Origin of the sequence: Haloferula chungangensis, from assembly GCF_042664875.1 — a bacterium.
Classification (GTDB): Bacteria; Verrucomicrobiota; Verrucomicrobiia; order Verrucomicrobiales; family Akkermansiaceae; genus Haloferula; species Haloferula chungangensis.
Window position 1 is genome coordinate 183,480 of the sequence record NZ_JBHTBS010000001.1, and the last position, 19,830, is coordinate 203,309.

Below are 19,830 nucleotides of genomic sequence, written 5' to 3' on the forward strand. Positions count from 1 at the left end.
GGATTGGAACAGCGTCTGCAAGGAGAGAGGGGAACCCCAATCCAATCATCATGACTCCACTCGATCCCCAACAAGCAGCCTCACCTGATCCTAAATCGCCTGCCGCTCCTCCATACGTCGATGAGGATCCTAATTTGGAGTCCGTCAAGATGGGGCTCGAAGAGGCGGAAAACGAATTGCGGGAGACCGTAGAGGACCTTTACGAGGAAAACTCCGACCAGTCTGATGAAATGCTCGACGACATCGATCGTCAACTTTCCGAGGGCGACGGACGGGCGGCCGAAAAGAAGGCAATCCGGGTGGAACCAGAATAAAGCTCCCGGGCAGGTTTCGGAGCCCCTTGCCGTATGGAAGTCGAACTGACGGTATTCGTCCGTGCTCTCATCGCTCTGGTTTTGAGTGGAGCGCTCGGATGGGAGCGGGAAGCCGCTGGCAAATCCGCTGGTGTTAGAACGCACATGCTGGTCGGTCTCGCTTCGGCCTTATTTGTGATCCTGGGCGAACTTTTCGTGCAGCGGTCGATGGATGCGGGCGATCAAATGCGTTTCGATCCGATTCGAATCGTCGAGGCGGTGGTGACGGGAGTGAGCTTCCTGGGAGCCGGCACGATTTTCGTATCGCGGGGCAAGGACCGGGTTCGGGGCCTCACGACCGCTGCGTCGATTCTTCTGACGGCCGCGGTGGGAATGATGGTCGGTCTGGCATTTCACCTGATGGCCGCGGGCATCACCGTGATGGTGCTGGTGGTTCTCCACGGAATGGACTTCCTGAAGCCGAACAAAACCCGAAAGAGCCATGATTCCGAGGGAGGCAAGACCGGTTCTAACCGGTAGGATCTCGGGATGGAATCCGCTCCGCAAGGCCTAGTTGTTGCCAAGCCGTTTCACGAGGTCGTCGAGAATCTTATCGATGTGAGGATTCTTGGCGATGCGTTCGGGGGAATCGAATCCCAGCCAGACGACCGTCGAACCAGTAGGGCCGACCCGGAGCAGCCAAGCGTCGCGGCCCGAACCGGTGGCTCCGGTATAGGAACGGGTGCCGGCAACCTGTTTGAGGATGCTCGAAGCCTCCTTTGCCGCATTGCTGGAGATGGCCTGACTGCGCGAGGTCTGTCGGGTGAAAAGCGTTTTGCCGTCGGCATTGCTGATCTTCTGGATCAGGAAAGGTTGGGGGCGCTTGCCGTTGGATACGAGGGTGGTAAGGGCGGTGGCGAGTTCCATGGGCGTGGATGCGACGCCGCCACGAAACAGATCTTCGGTTGTCAGGAAGGGGCCACCGATGCCGCAGCGTTTGATGATGCGCTCCGTTTCGGCGGGGCCGATCTGGCGACCTGTTAGAAGGGGGTTTCCGGGGATGACACGCTTGCCGCGCTCGGCTGCGGCCGCAGCGATCCATGGTTCGATGACGGTGCCGAGATCGCGACGGGCCTGCACGGTGCGGTCGAGGCGGGAGTGAAGGAAGTCGCGACCTCCAATGAGGGCGAGCACCGAGCCGGTTTCCGATTCCAGGGTGACGGCGGCGCATTGCAGGTATTCGGGCGTCTCCCCGGACTGGTAACCGGCGTGTGTCGGCTTGTCCCAGCCCGGCGCCTTCTCGGCTTCGCTGAGGGCTTCGGAAAGGTCGGTTTCCAGACGGAGCTGCCAGTCAGTGGCGAGGGTGGTGTGGACGATCAGACCATCGAGGCGGATGTCGCTCGTTTCGAGAATCTCGGCGAGTTCTTCCCGGATGGCGTGCAGGGCATAGGAGCGTTCGCTGCTCCGGTGTTCGGAGGGGACGAGCTTGATCGGAAGGGCTTCGATGCGCTTTTTCTCGGCCTCGTCGATGCGACCCATGGCAATCATGCGGTCGAGCACTTCGTCCTGCTGGGCGCGTGCACCGGGGAGATTGCGGGTTGGCGAGAAGAGGTGGGGACCGCGGATGATGCCGATCAGCATGGCGATCTGTCCTTTGTCGAGCTGGGAGACGGATTTGCCGAAGTAGGAGCGGGACGCTTCTTCGATTCCATGGCAGCCGGCGCCGAAGTAAATGCGGTTGAGGTAGTGGGTCAGGATCTCGTCCTTCGAATAGCGCTGTTCGATCCGCAGGGTGAGGGCGATCTCTAACAGCTTGCGATGAATCGACTTGGCCCGCATTTCGAAGGTGTTGCGGGCGAGCTGCATGCTCAAGGTGGATGCGCCCTGAGTAAAGTCGCGGTCCTTGATGTTGCGGATGGTAGCGCGGGCGAGACCACGGAAATCGACGCCGTTGTGCTCGTAAAAGCGGGCGTCTTCGCGTGCCTCGAGGCACTGGATCATGAAGTCGGGCAGGTCCTGCCGTCGGGCGAGCCGTCGATTGCTGCCCCAGGCAACTTCGATTTCGGTTCCGTTGCGATCGAGAATCGTAGTGCGTGCGGGGATCGCGGCGACTTCATCGAGATCGAACTTCGAGGACTGGAGGAAGTAGAAGAAGGCAACGGCGAGGAAGGCGATCAGGGCAGCGATGCCGAGACGTAGCATCCAGATCAATGGCGCATGGCACCAGTCGGGAATCCATGAGAGCCATTTGGGAAATCGGGATGCTGGTCGCCAGGTGGACAAGGGAACTTCGTGGGGATGGGGTAGGTGAGATCAGGTCATTGGGGAGGCGATCGCTGGCCTCCCCGCGGCGGAATTCGTGGGGAATTTCCCTCAATTATCCAATCCCGAATGTCGAATTTCCACCGGCTACTCGACCGGGATGGCGCGGGGAATGTCCTCCTCGACGGGAATTGCCCGGGGAACTTCCTCGTCCGCAGGGATTGCTTTCGGGGCTTGTTCTGTCGGGGGCAATTCACCGACCGGCACAGCTTTCGGCGGACGATTTCCGGATTTCTCAGAAACATCTTCGACGTGCTGGAGGCATATGTCGGTCTCGGCCGGGACAAGGTCGATCGGAATGCTGTCGCTGTAAGCTTCACCCGCACTTTCGCAGGCGGGGGTGGCACGCTTTCCCGAGACCCGGCAAATGCGGCAGTCCTGGAATGAGAGCTTCGAGTCCAGGCCATCCGCCTTGTAGCCGAGTCGATCGGCGGTCTTCATGACTTCGGCCCAGACGGGGAGCGAGAGGGTCGAGCCATAGCCCCGATCAATCGTTTTCTTCGGCTGATCGAGTCCGACCCAGACCGCGCAGGTGAGACTGGAGGTGTAGCCGACGAACCACGCGTCGCGGTAGTCGTTGGTGGTGCCGGTTTTTCCCGCGCAGGGTTTGTTGAAGCCGAGTCGCTTCACGCTGGCACCGGTGCCGGATTCCATGACCTGGTGGAGAATGCGGGACGTCGTCCATGCCGACCCGGGCTTCACCGCTTCGTAGGAAATCAGGGGGTTGCGGTACTCGACGCCACCGTCGCGATTCCGGATTTCTGCGATCAAGCGCGGTGGAAAACGGACCCCACGGTTGGGAAAAACGGTGTAGGCGGAGGCGAGCTCTTCGGGTGAGGCGTCGAGCGTGCCGAGGAAAGCCGTCGGGTCACTGGATAATTCGCGCTCGAAGCCGACCGAGGTGGCGATCTCCTTGACGTAGTCGATTCCCGCGAAGGCACCTACGCGGACCGACATGGTATTGCGTGAGCGAATCAGACCGACGGAGGCGGGCTGCATGCCGAGGAATTTGCCGTCTGAGTTCGATGGCGACCAGCCACCGGCGCCCTTCACTTCGCCGCGGCGCAGCGGGTCGTCGCTGAGCATGGTGTCGGGGCGCAAACCGTGATCAAAGGCGGCGAGGTAGACGAAGGGTTTGAAGGTCGATCCGATCTGGCGCTTGGCCTGGCTGGCGCGGTTGAATTTGGACTCATCGGCATCCCGTCCGCCGACGGTGGCGACGATGGCACCGGTGAGGTTCTCGATGACGACGACGCTGCCCTGAATGTACTGGGGCGCCGGGCGCGGCTCGGGCAAGGCGAGCCATTGGGCACGGGTCTGATGCTGGTATCCGCCGCCGCGCTCGAATTTCCGAAGGTGCTGATCGAGCGCTTCTTCGGCCTTCTTTTGAACGAGGTTGTCGATCGTGGTGGTGATCTGAAGACCACCGAACTCGATGTTTTCCTCTTCCAGGATCCGCTCGAGTTCGCGGCGCACGGCGTCCATGGCCCAGGAGTCATGGAAGACGCGTCGCCACTCGGGACGCACGTCGATGGACTCGGCCATGGCGGCGTCGGCTTCTTCCTGGCTGAGCACTTTGGCGTCGACCATGCGTTGAAGCGTGCTGTCGCGCTCGAAGCGTGAGTTCTCGATGTCCTTGAAAGGCGAGAAGGCATTCGGTCCGCGGACGATGCCGGCGAGCAAAGCGGACTCGGAAAGTGTTAGATCCTTGGCGCGTTTCTCGAAGTAGGTGCGTGAGGCTTCCTCGATGCCTCGAATCGAGTGGCCCCAGAAAATGCGATTCACGTAGTGAGTGAGGATTTCCTCTTTCGCATAGTTGGATTCGATGCGGTAGGAGACGGCGATTTCCAGGAACTTGCGGTCGAGTTCCTGGACCATGTGGGAAAAGGATAGGGGTTTTGCCTGGAGTTGGTAGCTGTTGCGCGCCAGCTGCATGGTAATTGTCGACGCTCCTTGGGTCATCGACTGATCCTTGATGTTGCGCAGGGTTGCGCGAGCGAAGCCGATCCAGTCGACACCACCGTGGGAAAAGAATCGCTCGTCTTCCCGGGCTAGAATGGCGGAGAGGAATTCCGGTGCGATGTCCGAAAAGGTGATGATGTCGCGCTTTTCGCCGTGGATGCGACCGAGTTCTTCACCGCGGCGATCGAGGACGATGCTTCGCTCGGGCATTTCCGAGACCTTTGCCATGTCGAACTGCCGGGCGCGGCCGTAGTAGAAGATCGACAGCGGAATCAGGAAATAGAGCGAGAGAATCGCCGGGTGTCCGATGAGGCGGGCCGGGAGGCGGATGATGAAAGGAAAGGCGGAAGTGATTTTCTGCCAGAGGGCAAAGGGCCAGAAGAGGAGCAGGGTGCCGAGCCCGTGCTTCTTGCGGGCGGGCTTGTTACGACGGCGGTTTCTCCCCTTTTCAGAGCCTGAGGAGGATGAGTCCTTTGAAGAACGTTTGGGCATGGATGTGAAAGTTGGTAGCGCTGGAGCGCGGGACGCGCCATGTTTGTCGCACACGGAGACAAAGCGCGGAGATTGCGTCGCTATGTTCGGTGATAAAGCGATGAAGAAAATCGGAATTATTCATGGGATTGCCGCGTTGGCGATTTTGCTGGCTCCTGCGGTGGCTCGGGAACCGCTGCGCGGATTGGACGATTTGCTCAAGATTGAGCAGAAAACCGAGGCGCTGGCAGAAAAAGTGATGCCGGCAACGGTGGCGCTCATCGCCGCTGACACCGGAGCCTCCGGATCCGGGGTAATCACTTCGGCGGATGGTCTGATTTTGACCGCGGCTCACGTCACGGATGGGGTCGAGGAGGTTGAGGTGGTGTTTCCAAATGGGAAACAGACCACGGCCACGGTCCTGGGCTCCAACTACTCCAAGGACATCGGCATGGCCCGGATCAAGGATGAAGGGCCATGGCCATTCGCCGAGTTGGGCGAGTCAAAGCCCCTGAAGGCCGGGGATTGGGTGGTGGCGATGGGTCACAGTGAGGGCTACGACCCGGCAAGAACTCCTCCGATGAGGTTCGGGCGGGTGGTTTCGGATGGCCCCGGCAATTTTCTAACCACGGACTGCACCTTGATTGGGGGCGACTCCGGCGGCCCGTTGTTTGATCTGGATGGGAAAGTCGTGGGGATCAACTCGTCGATTGGCCAGGGGCTCGACAACAACAACCACGCGGGGATTGACGGATTTCGCGAAGACTGGAAGCGGCTGATCGCAGGCGAAAGTTGGGGTGAGCTTCAGCTCAATCCACTGGCGAATCAGGAGCGCCCCGTGATCGGGATCCTGATGGGGCGGGAGCTTCGGGATGGCGGTGTGCCGGTGGAACAAGTGACTTCGGGCTCTCCGGCGGCAAAGGCCGGGGTGAGACCGGGCGACATCATCCGCAGTGTCGCGGGTGACCGGATCAATGGAGGGCGCGAACTCACCCTTCTCCTTGCGAAGTTCTCCGCAGGGGACAATGTGAAGATCGGAATCCAACGCGGCCGCCAGATGATTGAGGTGGAAATGGAACTCGTGAGGAGAGATCAACTTTTCAGGTAATGAATGCATCAATGAATCGATCAATGAAAGCATCGCTGGTGTTGTTTGCGCTGGGAGCGACAAGCTTGCTTCCCGCTCAGGACGTGCCCTTGCAGCGGCCCGAAGAACGCATGGAAACGCGGCGTCAGTCGGCCGAGATTTATGAGGCCGTTCGTCCTGTAGCCCGCAAGGTCTCCGCCTCGACCGTCTGGGTCTGGGTGAAAGGAAGACAGGTGGCGATCGGCACCGTTGTCGGTGATGGGACCCAGGTTCTGACAAAGTGGAGCGAGATCGGAATCAACTACGATTCGATCCAAGTCGTCGGTGGTGACGGCCGACAGGCGAATGCGACGGTGCTCGGCGTCTATCAGGACGAAGACATTGCAATGCTTCAGCTTGAAGGAGCCCGCTTTACGCCGATCACCTGGAGCGTGGAGGAGACGCCGCCGGTCGGGCGTTTTCTCGTCGCGGCGGGCCCCGATGACAACCCTCTGCGCGTGGGCGTGGTTGCTGTTAGTGAGCGGATTCTGCGGGAGACCGATCAGGCTTTCATTGGTGTGGAGCTCAAGGGCGGCCACGAGGGTGAGGGCGTTCTCGTCGGGAACGTCATGGAGGATGGCGGTGCGAAGATGGCAGGGGTGAAAGCCGGGGATGTGATTCTTGAGCTGGGTGGAGTGAAGGTGGACAGCGCGTTTGAACTGCGGGCCGTGCTTCTCAATCACGAACCCGGAGCCAAGCTGGGAATGAAAGTTCTGCGCGGTGGCAAGGAGCTTGAACTCCAGGTCGAGCTCAAGGGTCGTCCCGAGTTTCCCCAACTTCCGCAAGCCCGGCTGAATGTGATGCGCGCAATGGGTGGGCCGCTGAGTGTGGTGGGTAGCGGGTTTCCCACGGTGATTCAGACCGACATGCAGCTGAAGCCAAATCAGTGCGGGGGTCCGGTGGTGGACCTGAAAGGCAACGTGATCGGCATGACGATTTCCCGCACCGATCGGACACGCAGCTACATCCTGCCCGCTTCAGACGTCGCTGCGATCCTCGGCAAGGAGTCGACCTCGCCCGAGCTGGCCGAGATTCCCGGGCGCAACGACCAGCAGCTGACGATGAGACAGAATCAGTCCCGCCCGCGGGCCGTCCCGATGAATCCCGGCTCCGCCGATCGACTCCGCCGACATCTCGAAGAGATGCAGTCGCTGCTGGAGCGAATGGATCTGGAGATGGGGGGCATCGGCGAGTGAAACCTTACAGGCAAACTCGGCGGAAGAGCTGGTCGAGCGGAAGCTGCATGCCGATGTAGAAGTCACCGAACTCGCCGTAGCGGGCGGTGACTTCGTCAAAGCGCATTTCGTAAACGATCGCCTTGATGTCGATGGTGTCCTTGGCGAGCAGGGTAACGCCCCATTCGTACTCGTCGAGGCCGGTTGAGCCGGTGATGAGCTGAAGAATCCGTCCCGAGTAGGTCCGTCCCACACGGGCGTGACCCGCCATGAGCTTCTTGCGTTCTTCGAAGCTGAGTGAGTACCAGTTATCGGCACCGTTGCGGCGCTTCGACATCGGATAAAAACAGATGACCGGCCAGTCCGGGAGAACCGGGTAGAGACGGTGCTGGAGGTAGTGGGCCATGCGCTCTTCGAACTCCTTCATCGCCGAAGCAAATTCCGGGCTGTCCTCGGCGAGACCCTGTTCACCCTTGAGGGTTTCCTCCGCGTACTGTTCGGCAGTGGTGGTGTATTCCGAACTCTCGGTTTGCGAGAGATAGGAGTAGACCGGACTGAGAACTTCCGGCCCCAGTGACAGGGTGAGCTGCTTTTCGTAAGCATTGGCCACATGGAGATCAGGCGTCAGGAGCATGAAGCCGATATCGGCCTTCGGCGTGGCGATCGCGAATGTCAGAAGGTGGGTGTCGGGCGTCGCGCGGATTTCCTGGATGAGGGTGGTCAGGCGCGTCTTGGCGGAACGCTGCTCGTCCTTATCAAGGATCGACCACTGTGCATGATCGACCTGATAGAATAGGTGCATGACGTGCCATCCTTCACGGGGCACGAGTGGGGAGATTGAAGCAGTTTCAGACATGATGGAGACTATTGGAGATTGGGAGAGATGGGCGCGGTGAAGAGGAGGTTGAACTCACTTCCAGAGGCCTCTGTCGATGGGCCTTCGAAAACTTCAATGGACCAGCGGTCGGTGCCGACACGGTAGCCATTGAACTCAGCGGAACTCGTAAATCCGTCCGTCGCGGAGAACTCGATCTCCGTCTGGGAGTTCTGCTCAAAGACGCCATTGGAGAATTTCTTGGAAATGCTATCGCCGACGAATTCGCCCTGTTCGTTGCGGAAGATCGCACGCAGGACACCGGTATTGCCACTTTCGATGAGCACGTTGATGACCGGAATGAATTCGACTTCCATACGCGCGACATCGGGGTTGGCACCCTCGCGGATCGGTTTGCGCCAGTAGGTCTCCGCGCTGTTGATGGTGACAAATTTTCCCTCGGCAGGAAACTCCGGCTGGTCGTCTCCCATGCGGGTCGTGGTGACACTTGAGAAAAGGCCAACACCCCACCAAATCGCGAGCAGCAGGAAGACGACGCCGAATGCGGCGAGACCGATCTTCTCGCTCTTTCCGAGTTCGCGAGAAGCGGGGGCAGGCGCGCTTGAAGTCTCCTCGGACTTCTCTGGAGGGGTCGTCGGCTCGACGTGCTGGGGCTCGTGCGGAGCGCTGAGGTTTTCACCGTGGTCCTCCTCGGGCACGGATGATGGTGAGGCCTGATCAATGGGCGCGGGAGACGCAGCGGGAGACGCCTCTGCGCTGACATCCGGCTGTGAATCCAAGGGTTCGCGGGGAAGTCCGGCCTGGGCCGGCGGTGGTGACGTGCTGGGGTTCGAATTGTCCTCAAGGTCCCAAAGGTCCTCCTCCCTCGTCTCCTTTGAGAGCTCCGAGAGGAGTGGGCGCTGGCGGCCAGGGAGGTTTTTCGGCTTTTCGGGTTCGTCAGGCATGGGTGCAGGAAGGGTCTTAGGAACCGCGTGCCGGATTGACCAGTGGAAAGCATGGCTTCTGAACCGTCAAAAAGGGTTGCAAGAGGGGCGCTGCCACGCGATTCAAGGCGCAGCGAATCACCCGCTAACTCATCATGGCCGACCGCGAAGACAAAAACGAAGAGAACGTAGCTGGAAAGTTTTACGTCGATAGCCAGTGCATCGACTGCGACCTCTGCCGGGAAACGGCACCGAACAACTTCACCCGCTCCGACGACGAAGGGTATTCCTACGTCTACAAGCAGGCGGAGAATGACGAGGAAATCGCCCAGTGCCGCGAGGCGATGGAAGGTTGTCCGGTTGAGGCAATCGGCGAGGACGGAGACGAATAAAATGGGATCAAAGGACCGGCTTGCGAGACTCCGCCGAGCCATTCTCAGGGAATGGCGAGGAGGCGACGAGCCGGAACACCTCGACTCGCGAGTCCACCAGCCGGGCGAATTTGTCGCCGAGATCCTCAAAGCGGCGGGTGCGGCTGATGGCATCGAAGTAGAGAAGCTCCGCGAAATGTGGAAGGAGATCGCCGGCGAGTTCGTCGCCCGGAATGCTTCCCCGGAATCGCTGAAGAACGGCTGCCTCACGCTCAAGGTGCTCCAGCCGGCGATGCGCTTTCACCTGGAGCAAATGAAGGGACAGCTCCTTGCCAATCTGAAGAAGGCGGCGGGGGATGGCGTGGTGAAATCAATCCGTTTTGCGCTTGGTTAGAATTTAAGAATTGTGACCACGGGATACACAGAATGCACGGAAGCTGAAGTGGCTGAGTTTTCTGATCCATGATCTTCATATTCCATTTCCGTGGATTCTGTGTATTCCGTGGCTCGTTGCCTTTCATTGGTTCAGCAGTTCGAAGCTCATCATGTTCCGTAATTTGATTTTTGATTGGTCGGGCACCTTGGTCGACGACCTGGGCCCAGTGATCGAGGCGACCAATCACGTGCTTGGCGTGTATGGGAAACCGCCGTTGGACCGGGAGGCATTCCGTCTCTCGTTCCGCCTACCGTATCGCGAGTTCTACGAAGAGGTCTTGCCGGAGGTCGGTCTGGATGAATTGGAAGTTCATTTCCGATCGGCTTTCTATGGGTCGAAGGCGCCGGTGACGGTGCTTCCCCATGCGCGCGAGAAGCTTGAGTGGTGCCGGAGAATGGGGATCCGCGCCTTCGTGCTGACAAGCATGGATGAGACGGCCTTCCACAAGCAGTTGGGCGATTTCGGGTTGGGAGAATTTTTCGAAGCGACCTATGCGGGCGTGCTCGACAAACGCGAGGTGATTCTTGAGTTGATCGAGCGGCATGGGCTGGATCCGAACGAGAGTGCCTTTGTGGGAGATATGACTCACGACATCGATACCGCGCATCATGCCAAGCTGACTTCGGTAGCGGTGCTGACCGGCTACACGCATCCGGGCCCGCTTTCCTTGGCGAAGCCGCACATCACGGTCGCGGATCTTGCCGGGCTTCGTCGCTTGATGGAAAGACCGGGGGAAAAGAAACGTCCGGTGGCCACGGTGGGTGCCTTGATTGAGGATGACGCGGGGAAGCTTCTCATGATCCGGACCCACAAGTGGGGTCACCGCTGGGGGATTCCCGGAGGGAAAATCGAGCGCGGGGAAAGTTCGGAACATGCCCTGAAGCGCGAGATTCGCGAGGAGACCAATCTTGAGGTGGATGATGTCCGTTTCGTGATGGTGCAGGACTGCATCGACTCGGAGGAGTTTCAGACGCCGGAGCACTTTCTTTTGCTGAACTACTTGGTTCGTCGTACTTCGGGTGATGTGGTTTTGAATGATGAGGCTCAGGAGTTTCGCTGGTTGACGGCAACGGAGGCTCTTGAACTGGATCTCAATCAGCCGACGCGGACTTTGCTGGAAGAAGCGATCAATGGGGGCCTGCTTGAACGGAAGTCATGAACGAAGGGGTCATCAGGATCAGTGGTTTGAAGGTCCGCACGCGGATCGGTGTGCCGGATGAAGAGCGTGCGGATTGGCAGGATCTTCTGGTGGATGTGGAAATGCATCCCAAGGCTGCCTTCTCGAAGATGAACGATGAGATTTCCGCGACGGTCGACTATCACGCCGTATGTCTGGAGATCGAGGAACTCGCCGAAACAGGTTCACGGCATTTGATTGAAACGCTCGCGGATGAGATCGCGGATTTGGTGCTTTCTCGTCACTCGGCGAAGGCGGTGACGGTGAAGATCCGGAAGTTCATTTTGCCGCAGACCGAGTGGGTGGGAGTGGAGTTGAGGAAGTCGGTTTAGGTCCGAGACACGCCGTTCTGCGACCCTTTCAGGGTCGGGTTTGCTCGGGATGGGATCCGGGGGTGGTCGCTGCGCTCGACCCCCGGCTATTGTCTGTGATGCCTCCGGCATCGGGGATTGATCCGTGCTGATCAGTAGTCGGCGACGGGAGAGGTGGCGATGGCAGCGCTGTCTTCGAGGATGGGGACTTCCTGACGGAGGACGTCGATTTCGGCGCAGGTCTTGTCCCACTTTTCCTGCGACCAGAGAAGCGGGCCTGGGATCCTTTTGAGGAACTTTTCGAGGCGCTTCTCGGAGTCCTGGAGGACGTGGGGGGGGAGCTTGCTGATACGCTGGGCGGCGTCTTCGACGCGCTCAATCTTGTGGCAGATCATGGCGAGGTCGTTGCCAGCTTCAAGGGCGGCAGTGACGTCGGTGTTGTCGGGAAAGCGATCGGCGATGGCTCCCATGTCGAGGTCGTCGGTGAGAACGAGATGCTTGTCGAAACCCAGCTGGCCGCGCAGGAACTCTCTAACCACTCGCGGAGAAAGTGATGCGGGAAGTTCGGGATCGAGCGCGGGATAGAGGACGTGGGCGAGCATGATGCTGTCGAGCTCGGGCATCAGTGCGGTGTAGGGAATGACGTCTTCGGCGAGCAGTTCGTTTTTGGTGGCCTTGCTGACGGGAAGATCGTGATGGGGATCGCTGAGGGCACGTCCGCAGGCGGGGAAATGTTTCCCGCAGGTGAGGATCGAGCGCTTCCGCATCCAGCGGTTCCAGATGCCGGCGTGGTCGATGACGCGTTGCGGATCCCGACCCCAGCAACGACCGCGAAGCGCGTTCTGTTTGTCGGGATGGTGGTCGAGGTCGAGGACCGGACCGAAGTTGAGGTTGAAGCCGAGCAGGCGCAGCAGGTCGGCTGTTAGAACGCCCGCGTTGGCACTGGTGCCCATGTTGTGGTGGGCGGCGAGTTCGTTGGCGGAAGGAAGTGCGGGAGCGATGTCCTTGGTGCGAGTGACGCGTCCGCCTTCCTGATCGATGGCGATGATCGGTTCGTAGTAGTGAAGGGCGCGGAGCGAATCGGTGAGGGCGCGGGTTTGCGCGGCGGAGACGATGTTCCGCGTGAAAAGAATATACCCGGCGGGCTGAAGCTTTTTGAAGAGCTTGGCTTCCTCGCTGGAGAGTTCGGGTCCGGCGAAGCCGAGAAGCAGGTGGTGGCCGTTCATTCCCTCAGGCCTGAGCTTCGCGGGCGATCATTTCCTCTTCCTCTTCATGCGAGTGAATCTGAAGGGTGGCCTGAACGTTGGCGCGCTCGGAGGCGGCTTTGACCACGCCTCGGATGGCGGAGGCACTGAAACCATTGCGACCGATGAGCAGGGCGACGTCGGAGCGGTCAAGGATGAGCTTGAAACGCAGGCGGTTAGGGCCGAGCTCGGCAACTTTGAGCTGAGCGCGGTCCGGGTGTTCAATGAATTGAACGGCAATGTATTGGAGATAATTGCGGATTTGATCGGTGATCACCTGCATGGGGGGAGTTTGTACGAGCTTGGTGAGAGGTTCAACTCTTCAGGATGGGGAAGGTGAGAAGACCGGGGGAACAGCGAAATTTCGTGAACTGATGCAGGGCGATCAAGCTAGGGAAGAAATTGGACCAGGATGGATGGGATCAATAGGATGAAGGCAGCGAAATCCAATTATCTTGGTGATGATCGTCATGGTTGAACCTCAATTTTAGCCTGAACTGAGGACCATGATTTCAAAATCCTACCCACCAGTCCCGCCATAGCCTTGGCGACGGGGGATCCGATCCATCTTGGTCGGAAAAAATTCAGCTGGAGCCGATTCTCTCCCTAACTTGATCGCCCTGCGAACTGATGCGAAATTTCTGGGCTCTGGGAAAAGAAATGCGGCCTGCCGGGAGGCAGGCCGCAACGATCACGCGCCCGAAGTGTGTGTCACTTCAGTTGATTTCGACTTTCCGCGGTTGGGCGGATTCGGTGAGGGGGATCGAGACCTTGAGGATGCCATCGGCAAGGCTCGCCTTGAGGGCGGATCCATCGAGGGTATCACCAAGTCGGAGTTTCAGACGGTAGCCCTCTGGACCGGGCTGACCGTAGATCAGTTTTCCGCTGTTTTCCTGCGCGGCCCGTTTGGCTTCGAGTTGGAGATGCCGACTGAGAACTTCCAGGTTGAGGTCTTCCTTCTTAACCCCGGGAAGGGTGATTTCGAGGTCGACGCCCTGATCGTGCCGGTCGGCGCTCCATGTCGGTTCAGTGTAGCGGATGGTGGTTTCTGTTTTTTCGGCGACGGCGGTGTTGCATCCGTCAGTTTCGCAGCAAGTGGTGTCGTTATTCATAAGTTGGTTTGGTTAGAGGATTTCAATGCGGTGGGTTTCAGTGTCGGCTTTGGCCTTCGGCAAAGTGACCGTGAGCACGCCGAGATCGAGCTTCGCGCTGATGCCGGAGGCATCGATGTGTTTGCCGAGCGGCAGGCGGTAACTGTTGGTGAGTTCGTTGTCGGACTTGATGCCGAGATGGAGCGCGCCTTCCCGGACTTCGATTTCGAGGTCTTGTTTCGGAGTTCCGGGGAAGTCGGCCTCGAGTGTCCAGTGCTGGTCATTTTCATGGACTCGGAGACCGCGGGGGCCTTGGGAAACCCGCTGAAAGGCGGTGTCGAAGAGGCGACCGAAGTCACTGAGCCATGGACTCGAATTACGGAGGTGTTGTGGAAGTATCATGGTTGTAGTGGATTAGTTTGATTTGTCGGGGATAGGATTGCAGCTGTTGTGCCAGTGGGGGTGATGATGGATTTAGCTGTTGATAATCAGAGGATAGCGGGATTTTCAGGAATCCTGGTCATGGCAAGAAAGTGGCGAAAACTGGCGCAGTCGTGACAAAATGTCGGGACGGATTGACGCGGCGGGAGGTTGGCTGGGTTCGGTGCTCCGGGTCCGGGCGTGATTTCTTAGTTTGCGGGGATGGAGGCATGGTCTAGGGAAGGCGCATGATCGACATGCTGGTGCGGCTCTATGACCTCCCGGATTCCCGGGAGCTCTACGAGAGGGTAGAGTCTCGGGGGATTGTGCTAAGGAGGGCGCGCGCCTTTGAAAGGCACACCGTGAGCGAATTTGTGGCGGCGAACTTTTCCCCCAAATGGGTGAGCGAGGTGGAGGTGGCGATGAGTCGTCAGCCGATTGCCTGTTTCATTGCGACCAAAGACAAGCAGGTGATTGGTTTTGCCTGCTGCGATACGACTTCACGGGGCTTCTTTGGACCAACGGGAGTGGGGGAAGCGGCACGCGGATCGGGGGTCGGAAAAGCGCTGTTGTTCAAAGCGCTCGAGGGCCTTCGCGAGTTGGGCTACGCCTATGGGATCATCGGCGGAGTCGGACCCAGGGAGTTTTATGAGAAGGCCTGCGGGGCGATTGAAATTCCTGGCAGCGATCCTGGAACCTACAGCGATTTACTTCCATAAACGATGGGTGAGGGAACCATTCAGGATCCGGCCTACGTTCGAGAGGCCTTTGCACGAATTGCGGATCGTTACGTGACGACCAACCATGTGCTGAGCATGGGAACGGATATCCTTTGGCGCAAGAAGGTCGCGCGTATCGTGCGCCGCTGGAAGCCTCGGCAAGTGCTTGATGTGGCGACGGGGACGGGCGATCTGGCCTTGGAAATCCAGGACGTCTGTCCGGGTGTCGAGGTGGTGGGCAGCGATTTCTGCGCCGAGATGCTGGCCCATGCTGCCGAGCGGGGGCTGGCAAAGACTCTGGTGGCTGATGCAATGGATCTGCCCTTTGAAGACGCGAGTTTTGATGTGGTCACCGTCGCCTTCGGACTTCGCAATATGGTGAGCTACGAGGGTGCGCTTAATGAGATGCGTCGAGTGCTGCGGCCGGGGGGACGCTTGTTAGTGCTCGATTTTTCCCTGCCTGAGCCCCCATTGAAAAAACCTTACCAGTGGTATCTTCACCGTGTCCTGCCAAAATTGGCCGGGTGGCTGACGAGGCAGACGGACGCCTACGAATACCTGGGGGGATCCATCGAAGAGTTTCCGATGGGCGAGGAGATGGCCACATTGATGAAGAAGTGTGGCTACGCCGAAATTGAAGTGGAGCCGGTCACCTTTGGTGTGGCGACGATCTACGTCGGGGAAGCGGTAGAAGCTGCGTCGGCTGGAGCCGGTTCCTAGATTCGCTCGAATCCGCCTCTGCATCCTAGCAAGAAAAACGGCCCGCAAGCAGAGCTTGGGGCCGTCTTCACAGGGCGTCATCGCTTATCGGGCGGAGGACTCTCGGATGGCCTCTTCAACCGCTTCACGGCTTTGGCCTGTGCGTTTTTGGATGCGTCCGACAAGCTCTTCCTCTTTGCCTTCGATGTAATCGAGATCGTCATCGGTGAGGTCGCCCCAGCGTTGCTTGAGCTTTCCTTTGGCGATGTTCCAATTTCCTTTGATGGTGAGTTCGTTCATGAGTTTGTGTTGTTGTTAGATTGAGGTGGCTCGGCCAGTTTGGGTTTCGCAACCTCGGTATGCTTCTATCAGGAGCTGTGCCATGGCTGAGAAGTTTGAGGTAATCCCCGGAAACACAGGGCTTGAGGAGGAGTGGGCTCACGGATGAGCGCGGCGTCCGTCATCATGGAGGTGCCAAGTTTGCAATGTCAGGGCCCGAATGGTTGCAAGTTGCGCGTGGAGCTTTCTCGCGGTGACGGCCGGCTCTCAGCCGTTGATGATCTCTCCGCCGTTGGGATGGATCACCTGACCGGTAATGTATGAAGCATCCTGCGAGACCAGAAACACAAAGCACTCCGCCACTTCCCATGGATGACCGGCTCGTCCCAGTGGGACGTCGGATCCGAACTTCGCGACTTTGTCTTCAGGGAACGTGGCCGGAATCAAGGGTGTCCAAATGGGCCCTGGAGCGACGGCGTTGACGCGGATCCCTTCGCTCGCAAGTTGCTGCGATAGCGAGCGTGTGAAGGAAACGATGGCGCCTTTGGTCGCCGAGTAGTCGATCAGGCCTGGGCTGCCTCGATAAGCGGTGACGGAGGTGGTGTTGACGATCGATGCCGCATCGGACTTGCGCAGGTGAGGCAGGGCGGCTTTCGAAAAATGAAAGAGGGGAAAGACATTGCATCGAAAGGTCTGTTCAAGCTGCTCGGCATCGATGTCGAGAATCGACTCCTGAGGGTGCTGCTCGGCGGCATTGTTAATCAGGATATCGAGTTGACCGAAGCGCTCGACCGTTCGATCGACGGCAAGGGCGGCACTATTTGCTTCGCGGATGTCGGCTTGGATGACCTCGCAGCGTCGACCTTCGTGAGTCACCAGATCCGCCGTTTTTGCGGCATCTTGGTCTTCTTCGAGATAGACGATGGCGATGTCAGCGCCTTCTCGGGCTAAGGCGACAGCGGTGGCCCGGCCAATGCCCGAGTCGCCGCCAGTGATGAGCGCCACCCGTCCGGTCAGCAGACCGGCAGATTCCCTTCCTGATTGTCGGTATTCGGGTTGAGGCTGCATTTCCGCCTCTCGTCCCGGCTGCTGACTCTGAGTTTGAGCCGGGCGTTGTTGATCTTTCGATGACTGCCCGCGTTCGCTTGATTTGTTTCCCATGCGCCGGCTTTCGCAAGAGATATGCCAACATGAGCTGGGCCCGGGTGGAGTCCCGGAGACGACGCTTTCGAATCGCTAACAAGTTCTCGATCGATAGGCGGCTGACCGATTCAGCTGCAAAGCGCAACATGCAAGGGGGAATCTTGCAACGGGATCAGGCGAGAATTTACTTCTCAACATAGTTCGAGAAGAGGGACGATGCTGAACCAGAGGATCAGGGAGAGCGCAGTGAAAAGGATGCTGTCGATCCGACGACAGCCAGCGCCGGATTTCTGGTAGCGGGAGATCAACACGAGCAAAATGCTGAAGTGGATGGCGATGGGAATCAGCATCTTCATCCAGAGCCCGTCGTCCGGCATGAGCATTTGGTCGAGAATAGGAAGCAGGACCACGGCAATTCCCGAAGCGGTTGCTGCGACCCATGCTGCGCCGTCGGTTGAGAGCTGCACCGCCAGCGTATTCTTGTCGGCCTGGCGATCGGCATCCGCATCCGGAATCCCGGCGAGGGTGATGGCTCCCAGCACTGAAAAGAAGATGGGAAGGCTAAGGAGCCATGGCCTCGAGTCATCGAGCGGGGCGCCGAGGGCGAGCCAACCACACACCAGCATGAAGGGACCATGGCTGAAAGCGACGATCATTTCGCCGAAGCCTCGGTAGACGAAGCGAAATGGCGGCGCGGTGTATCCCGGGCCGACAATATAGGCGGAGAACAGGAAGCCGGCGGCGCACGCCAGCCAGGTCGGGCTCAATCCTTGCAACGCCATCATTCCCAGGAGGAAGATGAAGAGTAGGGCTGCCACACCGAGTGCCACTTGAGCAATCCGGCGCAACTGATCGACGGTGAGGGAACCGTCGACAAGCACTCGCGAGCCTCCGGTAAAGGGCCCGGCATGGGCGTTGAGGTGGTCGGTTTTGCGGTCATGGATCTCATTGTAGAGCACGGATCCGAACTCGATCAGGAACAGCGCGACGAAGCCCGAAAGCAAGGCGGGCCACGAAAGCGTCGCCTCGGTCCAACGCAGGGCTGCCAGCGCACCGAGGGCATAGGAAAGCAGAGTCATGCCGTAGAACTGAAGCCTCACGGCGCGCAGCCAGGCGGCGAAGGTGCGCCGCCTGACCAACTGCTGATACTTGATCCGGGACTGGCCTCCCAGCTGACGGACTTTTTCGATTTCGCGTTCTCGCTCGGGGACGCTGAGGTGTTTGACGCGGCTGATCCAGGTGCTGGTGACAGGTTTGATTCCGCAGAAGCCGAGAATGCCCCCTTTCATCGCCCGATCGCCCGGCCTGCCGTACATCCAGCGGTAAACCCAGGCCGGGGAATCCATCGTCGTGATCAAGTGGGCGGATTTGCCGGTGAGCAGCGGTGAGTAGCCACTCGGAGCATGAGGATTGACCTCAAAGGCGAAGCCCGGCAGCAGCACCCGATCGAGGAAGCCTTTGAGGGTCGCCGGCATGGTCGCCCACCAGGTCGGGAACACGAAGACGAGATGATCGGCCCAATCGATGGCATCCTTGCACTGCTCGAGCATCGGTTCCAGATCCTGATCGTTGGGAGAGGATGTGATGAGGTCTTGAGAAAATTCTCCATCGCCCAGGTGGAAGATTCGGAGCGCTGCACCCGCTCCACTGGCCCCCTCTGCATAGGCCATGGCAAGGGCACCGCAAAAGGAATCTGAGCGAGGATGGCCGAGAAAAAGTGCGATTCTGAGGTCCGGGATTTCGGGTTCTTGGTGCATGCGAAGCTCGAGCGGATTGGTGGGGGCTTGGGAGATATCCGAGGAAAATGCCTGCGCATGATGTGTGCCAGCAGGCGAAAGCGAACGAAGGGAGCTTGGGCTCATCCACCGGTTGCAAAATGCGTGGAACAAGCGCTCGGATCTTACAATTTGCACAGCAAGGGCCTTGAAGATAAGCGCGTGGTGGGTGGAGCCTCAGGACGTGTTAGTCGCTAGAAATCATGGCTTTCCATGAATCGCCACCTGGGCTGTGGGGCGATGGCACAAGGCATGCGATGGGGGTGGTGAACTTGTTCGGGAGACCCGATCTCCCGAATCCATGTGAAAAACCAAGAACAACCCACAGATATCATGAAAACGAAAACGACCCGCCAGATGATCGCCGCCTGCATGAGCCTTGCCCTGACAGGATTTGCCGTGGCTGACGCTCAACAGAAGAGAAGCGACCCCCACACTCCGAAGGATGAAATCACCCACTATGTGACGGCCGACTCCATCGAAGGCAAAGAGGTATGGGACTTTAAAGGAAACAAACTTGGAAGCGTATCGAGTGTGCTGGTGAAAGCATCCGGAAAGCGGGTTCTGCTGGTGATCAACGCCGATGAACTCCTCGAAAAGGATCACAAGGTCGCCGTGCCGCTGGAGCGCTTTCACGTGAAGCAAAAGGAGGGTGAACCCGACGAGGTGACCTATGCCCTCGATACCACGAAAGAGCAGCTTGCTGCGGCTCCCACCTACCACACGGGCGACGAATCAACCTTTACCGATCGCACCAAGGACCGTCCGATCTACGACTACTGGGAAGTTAGGATGGAACGCATGGGCCGCGCCATGGAGCGCACCGGTGACAATGTCGAAAGCGCCACCGAAAACGCATACGACGAGACCAAAAAGGCTGTCCAGAATGCGGCAGACAAGACGATGGAAGCCACCAGTAACGCACTTGAAAAGGCCGCTGACGCGATCGATGGAACCGACGAGGATTCCTCCGTCAACGAATAAGCGCAGAGATTGCTGACGGTCACAAGCGGCTTCCTTTCTGATTCGGGAAGGAGGCCGATTGGGACCTGTCGACG

Annotated in this window: 22 protein-coding genes; 11 read left to right on the top strand and 11 right to left on the bottom strand. The window is 59.0% G+C overall.

The window, feature by feature from the left end; translation table 11 throughout:
- Nucleotides 1–50 precede the first annotated feature (50 nt).
- A complete protein-coding gene (locus tag ACFQY0_RS00750) occupies nt 51–314 on the top strand; it encodes a hypothetical protein (protein WP_379708052.1) in 264 nt (87 codons plus the stop codon).
- Between the two features lie 33 nt (nt 315–347).
- Nucleotides 348–833, top strand: a complete 486-nt coding sequence (locus ACFQY0_RS00755; RefSeq protein WP_379708055.1) for an MgtC/SapB family protein — start codon at nt 348–350, stop codon at nt 831–833.
- A 30-nt stretch (nt 834–863) separates the two neighbouring features.
- Here the strand turns inward: ACFQY0_RS00755 and ACFQY0_RS00760 are convergent, their stop codons facing one another.
- Both ACFQY0_RS00760 and ACFQY0_RS00765 read right to left on the bottom strand, forming a co-directional pair.
- A complete protein-coding gene (locus ACFQY0_RS00760) occupies nt 864–2,576 on the bottom strand; it encodes a transglycosylase domain-containing protein (protein WP_379708058.1) in 1,713 nt (570 codons plus the stop codon).
- A 126-nt stretch (nt 2,577–2,702) separates the two neighbouring features.
- Nucleotides 2,703–5,069: a transglycosylase domain-containing protein gene (locus tag ACFQY0_RS00765; protein ID WP_379708060.1), complete on the bottom strand. Its 2,367-nt coding sequence runs from the start codon at nt 5,067–5,069 to the stop codon at nt 2,703–2,705.
- A 100-nt stretch (nt 5,070–5,169) separates the two neighbouring features.
- On the opposite strand from ACFQY0_RS00765, the gene ACFQY0_RS00770 reads away from it, so the two are divergent.
- Nucleotides 5,170–6,156, top strand: coding sequence for a S1C family serine protease (locus ACFQY0_RS00770; RefSeq protein WP_379708062.1), 987 nt, complete (start codon nt 5,170–5,172; stop codon nt 6,154–6,156).
- A 23-nt stretch (nt 6,157–6,179) separates the two neighbouring features.
- Nucleotides 6,180–7,370 (top strand): S1C family serine protease, encoded by a 1,191-nt coding sequence (locus ACFQY0_RS00775; RefSeq protein ID WP_379708064.1) that lies wholly within the window; start codon nt 6,180–6,182, stop codon nt 7,368–7,370.
- A 4-nt stretch (nt 7,371–7,374) separates the two neighbouring features.
- Here ACFQY0_RS00775 and hemQ read toward each other — a convergent pair whose 3' ends face one another.
- Nucleotides 7,375–8,205, bottom strand: a complete 831-nt coding sequence (gene hemQ / locus ACFQY0_RS00780) for a hydrogen peroxide-dependent heme synthase (RefSeq protein WP_379708066.1) — start codon at nt 8,203–8,205, stop codon at nt 7,375–7,377.
- Nucleotides 8,206–8,213: 8 nt separating this feature from the next.
- Nucleotides 8,214–9,128, bottom strand: a complete 915-nt coding sequence (locus ACFQY0_RS00785) for a hypothetical protein (protein WP_379708068.1) — start codon at nt 9,126–9,128, stop codon at nt 8,214–8,216.
- A gap of 134 nt (nt 9,129–9,262) precedes the next feature.
- On the opposite strand from ACFQY0_RS00785, the gene ACFQY0_RS00790 reads away from it, so the two are divergent.
- From ACFQY0_RS00790 to ACFQY0_RS00805, 4 genes are all read left to right on the top strand, one after another.
- The gene (locus ACFQY0_RS00790) at nt 9,263–9,499 is read left to right on the top strand and encodes a ferredoxin (RefSeq protein WP_379708070.1); all 237 of its coding nucleotides are present in this window, start codon (nt 9,263–9,265) and stop codon (nt 9,497–9,499) included.
- Nucleotide 9,500: 1 nt separating this feature from the next.
- Nucleotides 9,501–9,872, top strand: a complete 372-nt coding sequence (locus tag ACFQY0_RS00795; protein WP_379708072.1) for a DciA family protein — start codon at nt 9,501–9,503, stop codon at nt 9,870–9,872.
- Between the two features lie 151 nt (nt 9,873–10,023).
- Nucleotides 10,024–11,073, top strand: a complete 1,050-nt coding sequence (locus tag ACFQY0_RS00800; RefSeq protein ID WP_379708074.1) for an NUDIX domain-containing protein — start codon at nt 10,024–10,026, stop codon at nt 11,071–11,073.
- Nucleotides 11,070–11,423 (top strand): dihydroneopterin aldolase, encoded by a 354-nt coding sequence (locus ACFQY0_RS00805; RefSeq protein WP_379708076.1) that lies wholly within the window; start codon nt 11,070–11,072, stop codon nt 11,421–11,423. Before ACFQY0_RS00800 ends, ACFQY0_RS00805 begins: the two co-directional genes overlap by 4 nt.
- A 131-nt stretch (nt 11,424–11,554) precedes the next feature.
- Here the strand turns inward: ACFQY0_RS00805 and nagZ are convergent, their stop codons facing one another.
- The 4 genes from nagZ to ACFQY0_RS00825 all read right to left on the bottom strand — a co-directional run bounded on the left by nagZ (nt 11,555) and on the right by ACFQY0_RS00825 (nt 14,139).
- Nucleotides 11,555–12,628, bottom strand: coding sequence for a beta-N-acetylhexosaminidase (nagZ, locus tag ACFQY0_RS00810; protein ID WP_379708078.1), 1,074 nt, complete (start codon nt 12,626–12,628; stop codon nt 11,555–11,557).
- Nucleotides 12,629–12,632: 4 nt separating this feature from the next.
- Nucleotides 12,633–12,929 carry a KH domain-containing protein gene (locus ACFQY0_RS00815; RefSeq protein ID WP_379708080.1) on the bottom strand — a complete coding sequence of 99 codons (297 nt, stop codon included), beginning with the start codon at nt 12,927–12,929 and terminating at the stop codon, nt 12,633–12,635.
- Between the two features lie 433 nt (nt 12,930–13,362).
- Nucleotides 13,363–13,758, bottom strand: a complete 396-nt coding sequence (locus ACFQY0_RS00820) for an Hsp20/alpha crystallin family protein (RefSeq protein ID WP_379708082.1) — start codon at nt 13,756–13,758, stop codon at nt 13,363–13,365.
- A gap of 12 nt (nt 13,759–13,770) precedes the next feature.
- Nucleotides 13,771–14,139 (bottom strand): Hsp20/alpha crystallin family protein, encoded by a 369-nt coding sequence (locus ACFQY0_RS00825; protein WP_379708084.1) that lies wholly within the window; start codon nt 14,137–14,139, stop codon nt 13,771–13,773.
- A 266-nt stretch (nt 14,140–14,405) separates the two neighbouring features.
- Here ACFQY0_RS00825 and ACFQY0_RS00830 point away from each other — a divergent pair, with 266 nt between their 5' ends.
- Both ACFQY0_RS00830 and ACFQY0_RS00835 read left to right on the top strand, forming a co-directional pair.
- Nucleotides 14,406–14,876, top strand: coding sequence for a GNAT family N-acetyltransferase (locus tag ACFQY0_RS00830; RefSeq protein WP_379708086.1), 471 nt, complete (start codon nt 14,406–14,408; stop codon nt 14,874–14,876).
- A gap of 3 nt (nt 14,877–14,879) precedes the next feature.
- Nucleotides 14,880–15,596, top strand: a complete 717-nt coding sequence (locus tag ACFQY0_RS00835) for a ubiquinone/menaquinone biosynthesis methyltransferase (protein ID WP_379708088.1) — start codon at nt 14,880–14,882, stop codon at nt 15,594–15,596.
- An 84-nt stretch (nt 15,597–15,680) separates the two neighbouring features.
- Here the strand turns inward: ACFQY0_RS00835 and ACFQY0_RS00840 are convergent, their stop codons facing one another.
- From ACFQY0_RS00840 to ACFQY0_RS00850, 3 genes are all read right to left on the bottom strand, one after another.
- Complete coding sequence (locus ACFQY0_RS00840) at nt 15,681–15,875, bottom strand: CsbD family protein (RefSeq protein ID WP_379708090.1); 195 nt, start codon at nt 15,873–15,875, stop codon at nt 15,681–15,683.
- 246 nt (nt 15,876–16,121) lie between these two features.
- The gene (locus ACFQY0_RS00845) at nt 16,122–17,015 is read right to left on the bottom strand and encodes a glucose 1-dehydrogenase (RefSeq protein ID WP_379708092.1); all 894 of its coding nucleotides are present in this window, start codon (nt 17,013–17,015) and stop codon (nt 16,122–16,124) included.
- Between the two features lie 173 nt (nt 17,016–17,188).
- Nucleotides 17,189–18,754 carry an NAD(P)H-dependent oxidoreductase gene (locus tag ACFQY0_RS00850; RefSeq protein WP_379708094.1) on the bottom strand — a complete coding sequence of 522 codons (1,566 nt, stop codon included), beginning with the start codon at nt 18,752–18,754 and terminating at the stop codon, nt 17,189–17,191.
- 351 nt (nt 18,755–19,105) lie between these two features.
- Here ACFQY0_RS00850 and ACFQY0_RS00855 point away from each other — a divergent pair, with 351 nt between their 5' ends.
- Nucleotides 19,106–19,756 (top strand): PRC-barrel domain-containing protein, encoded by a 651-nt coding sequence (locus tag ACFQY0_RS00855; protein ID WP_379708096.1) that lies wholly within the window; start codon nt 19,106–19,108, stop codon nt 19,754–19,756.
- Nucleotides 19,757–19,830 lie beyond the last annotated feature (74 nt).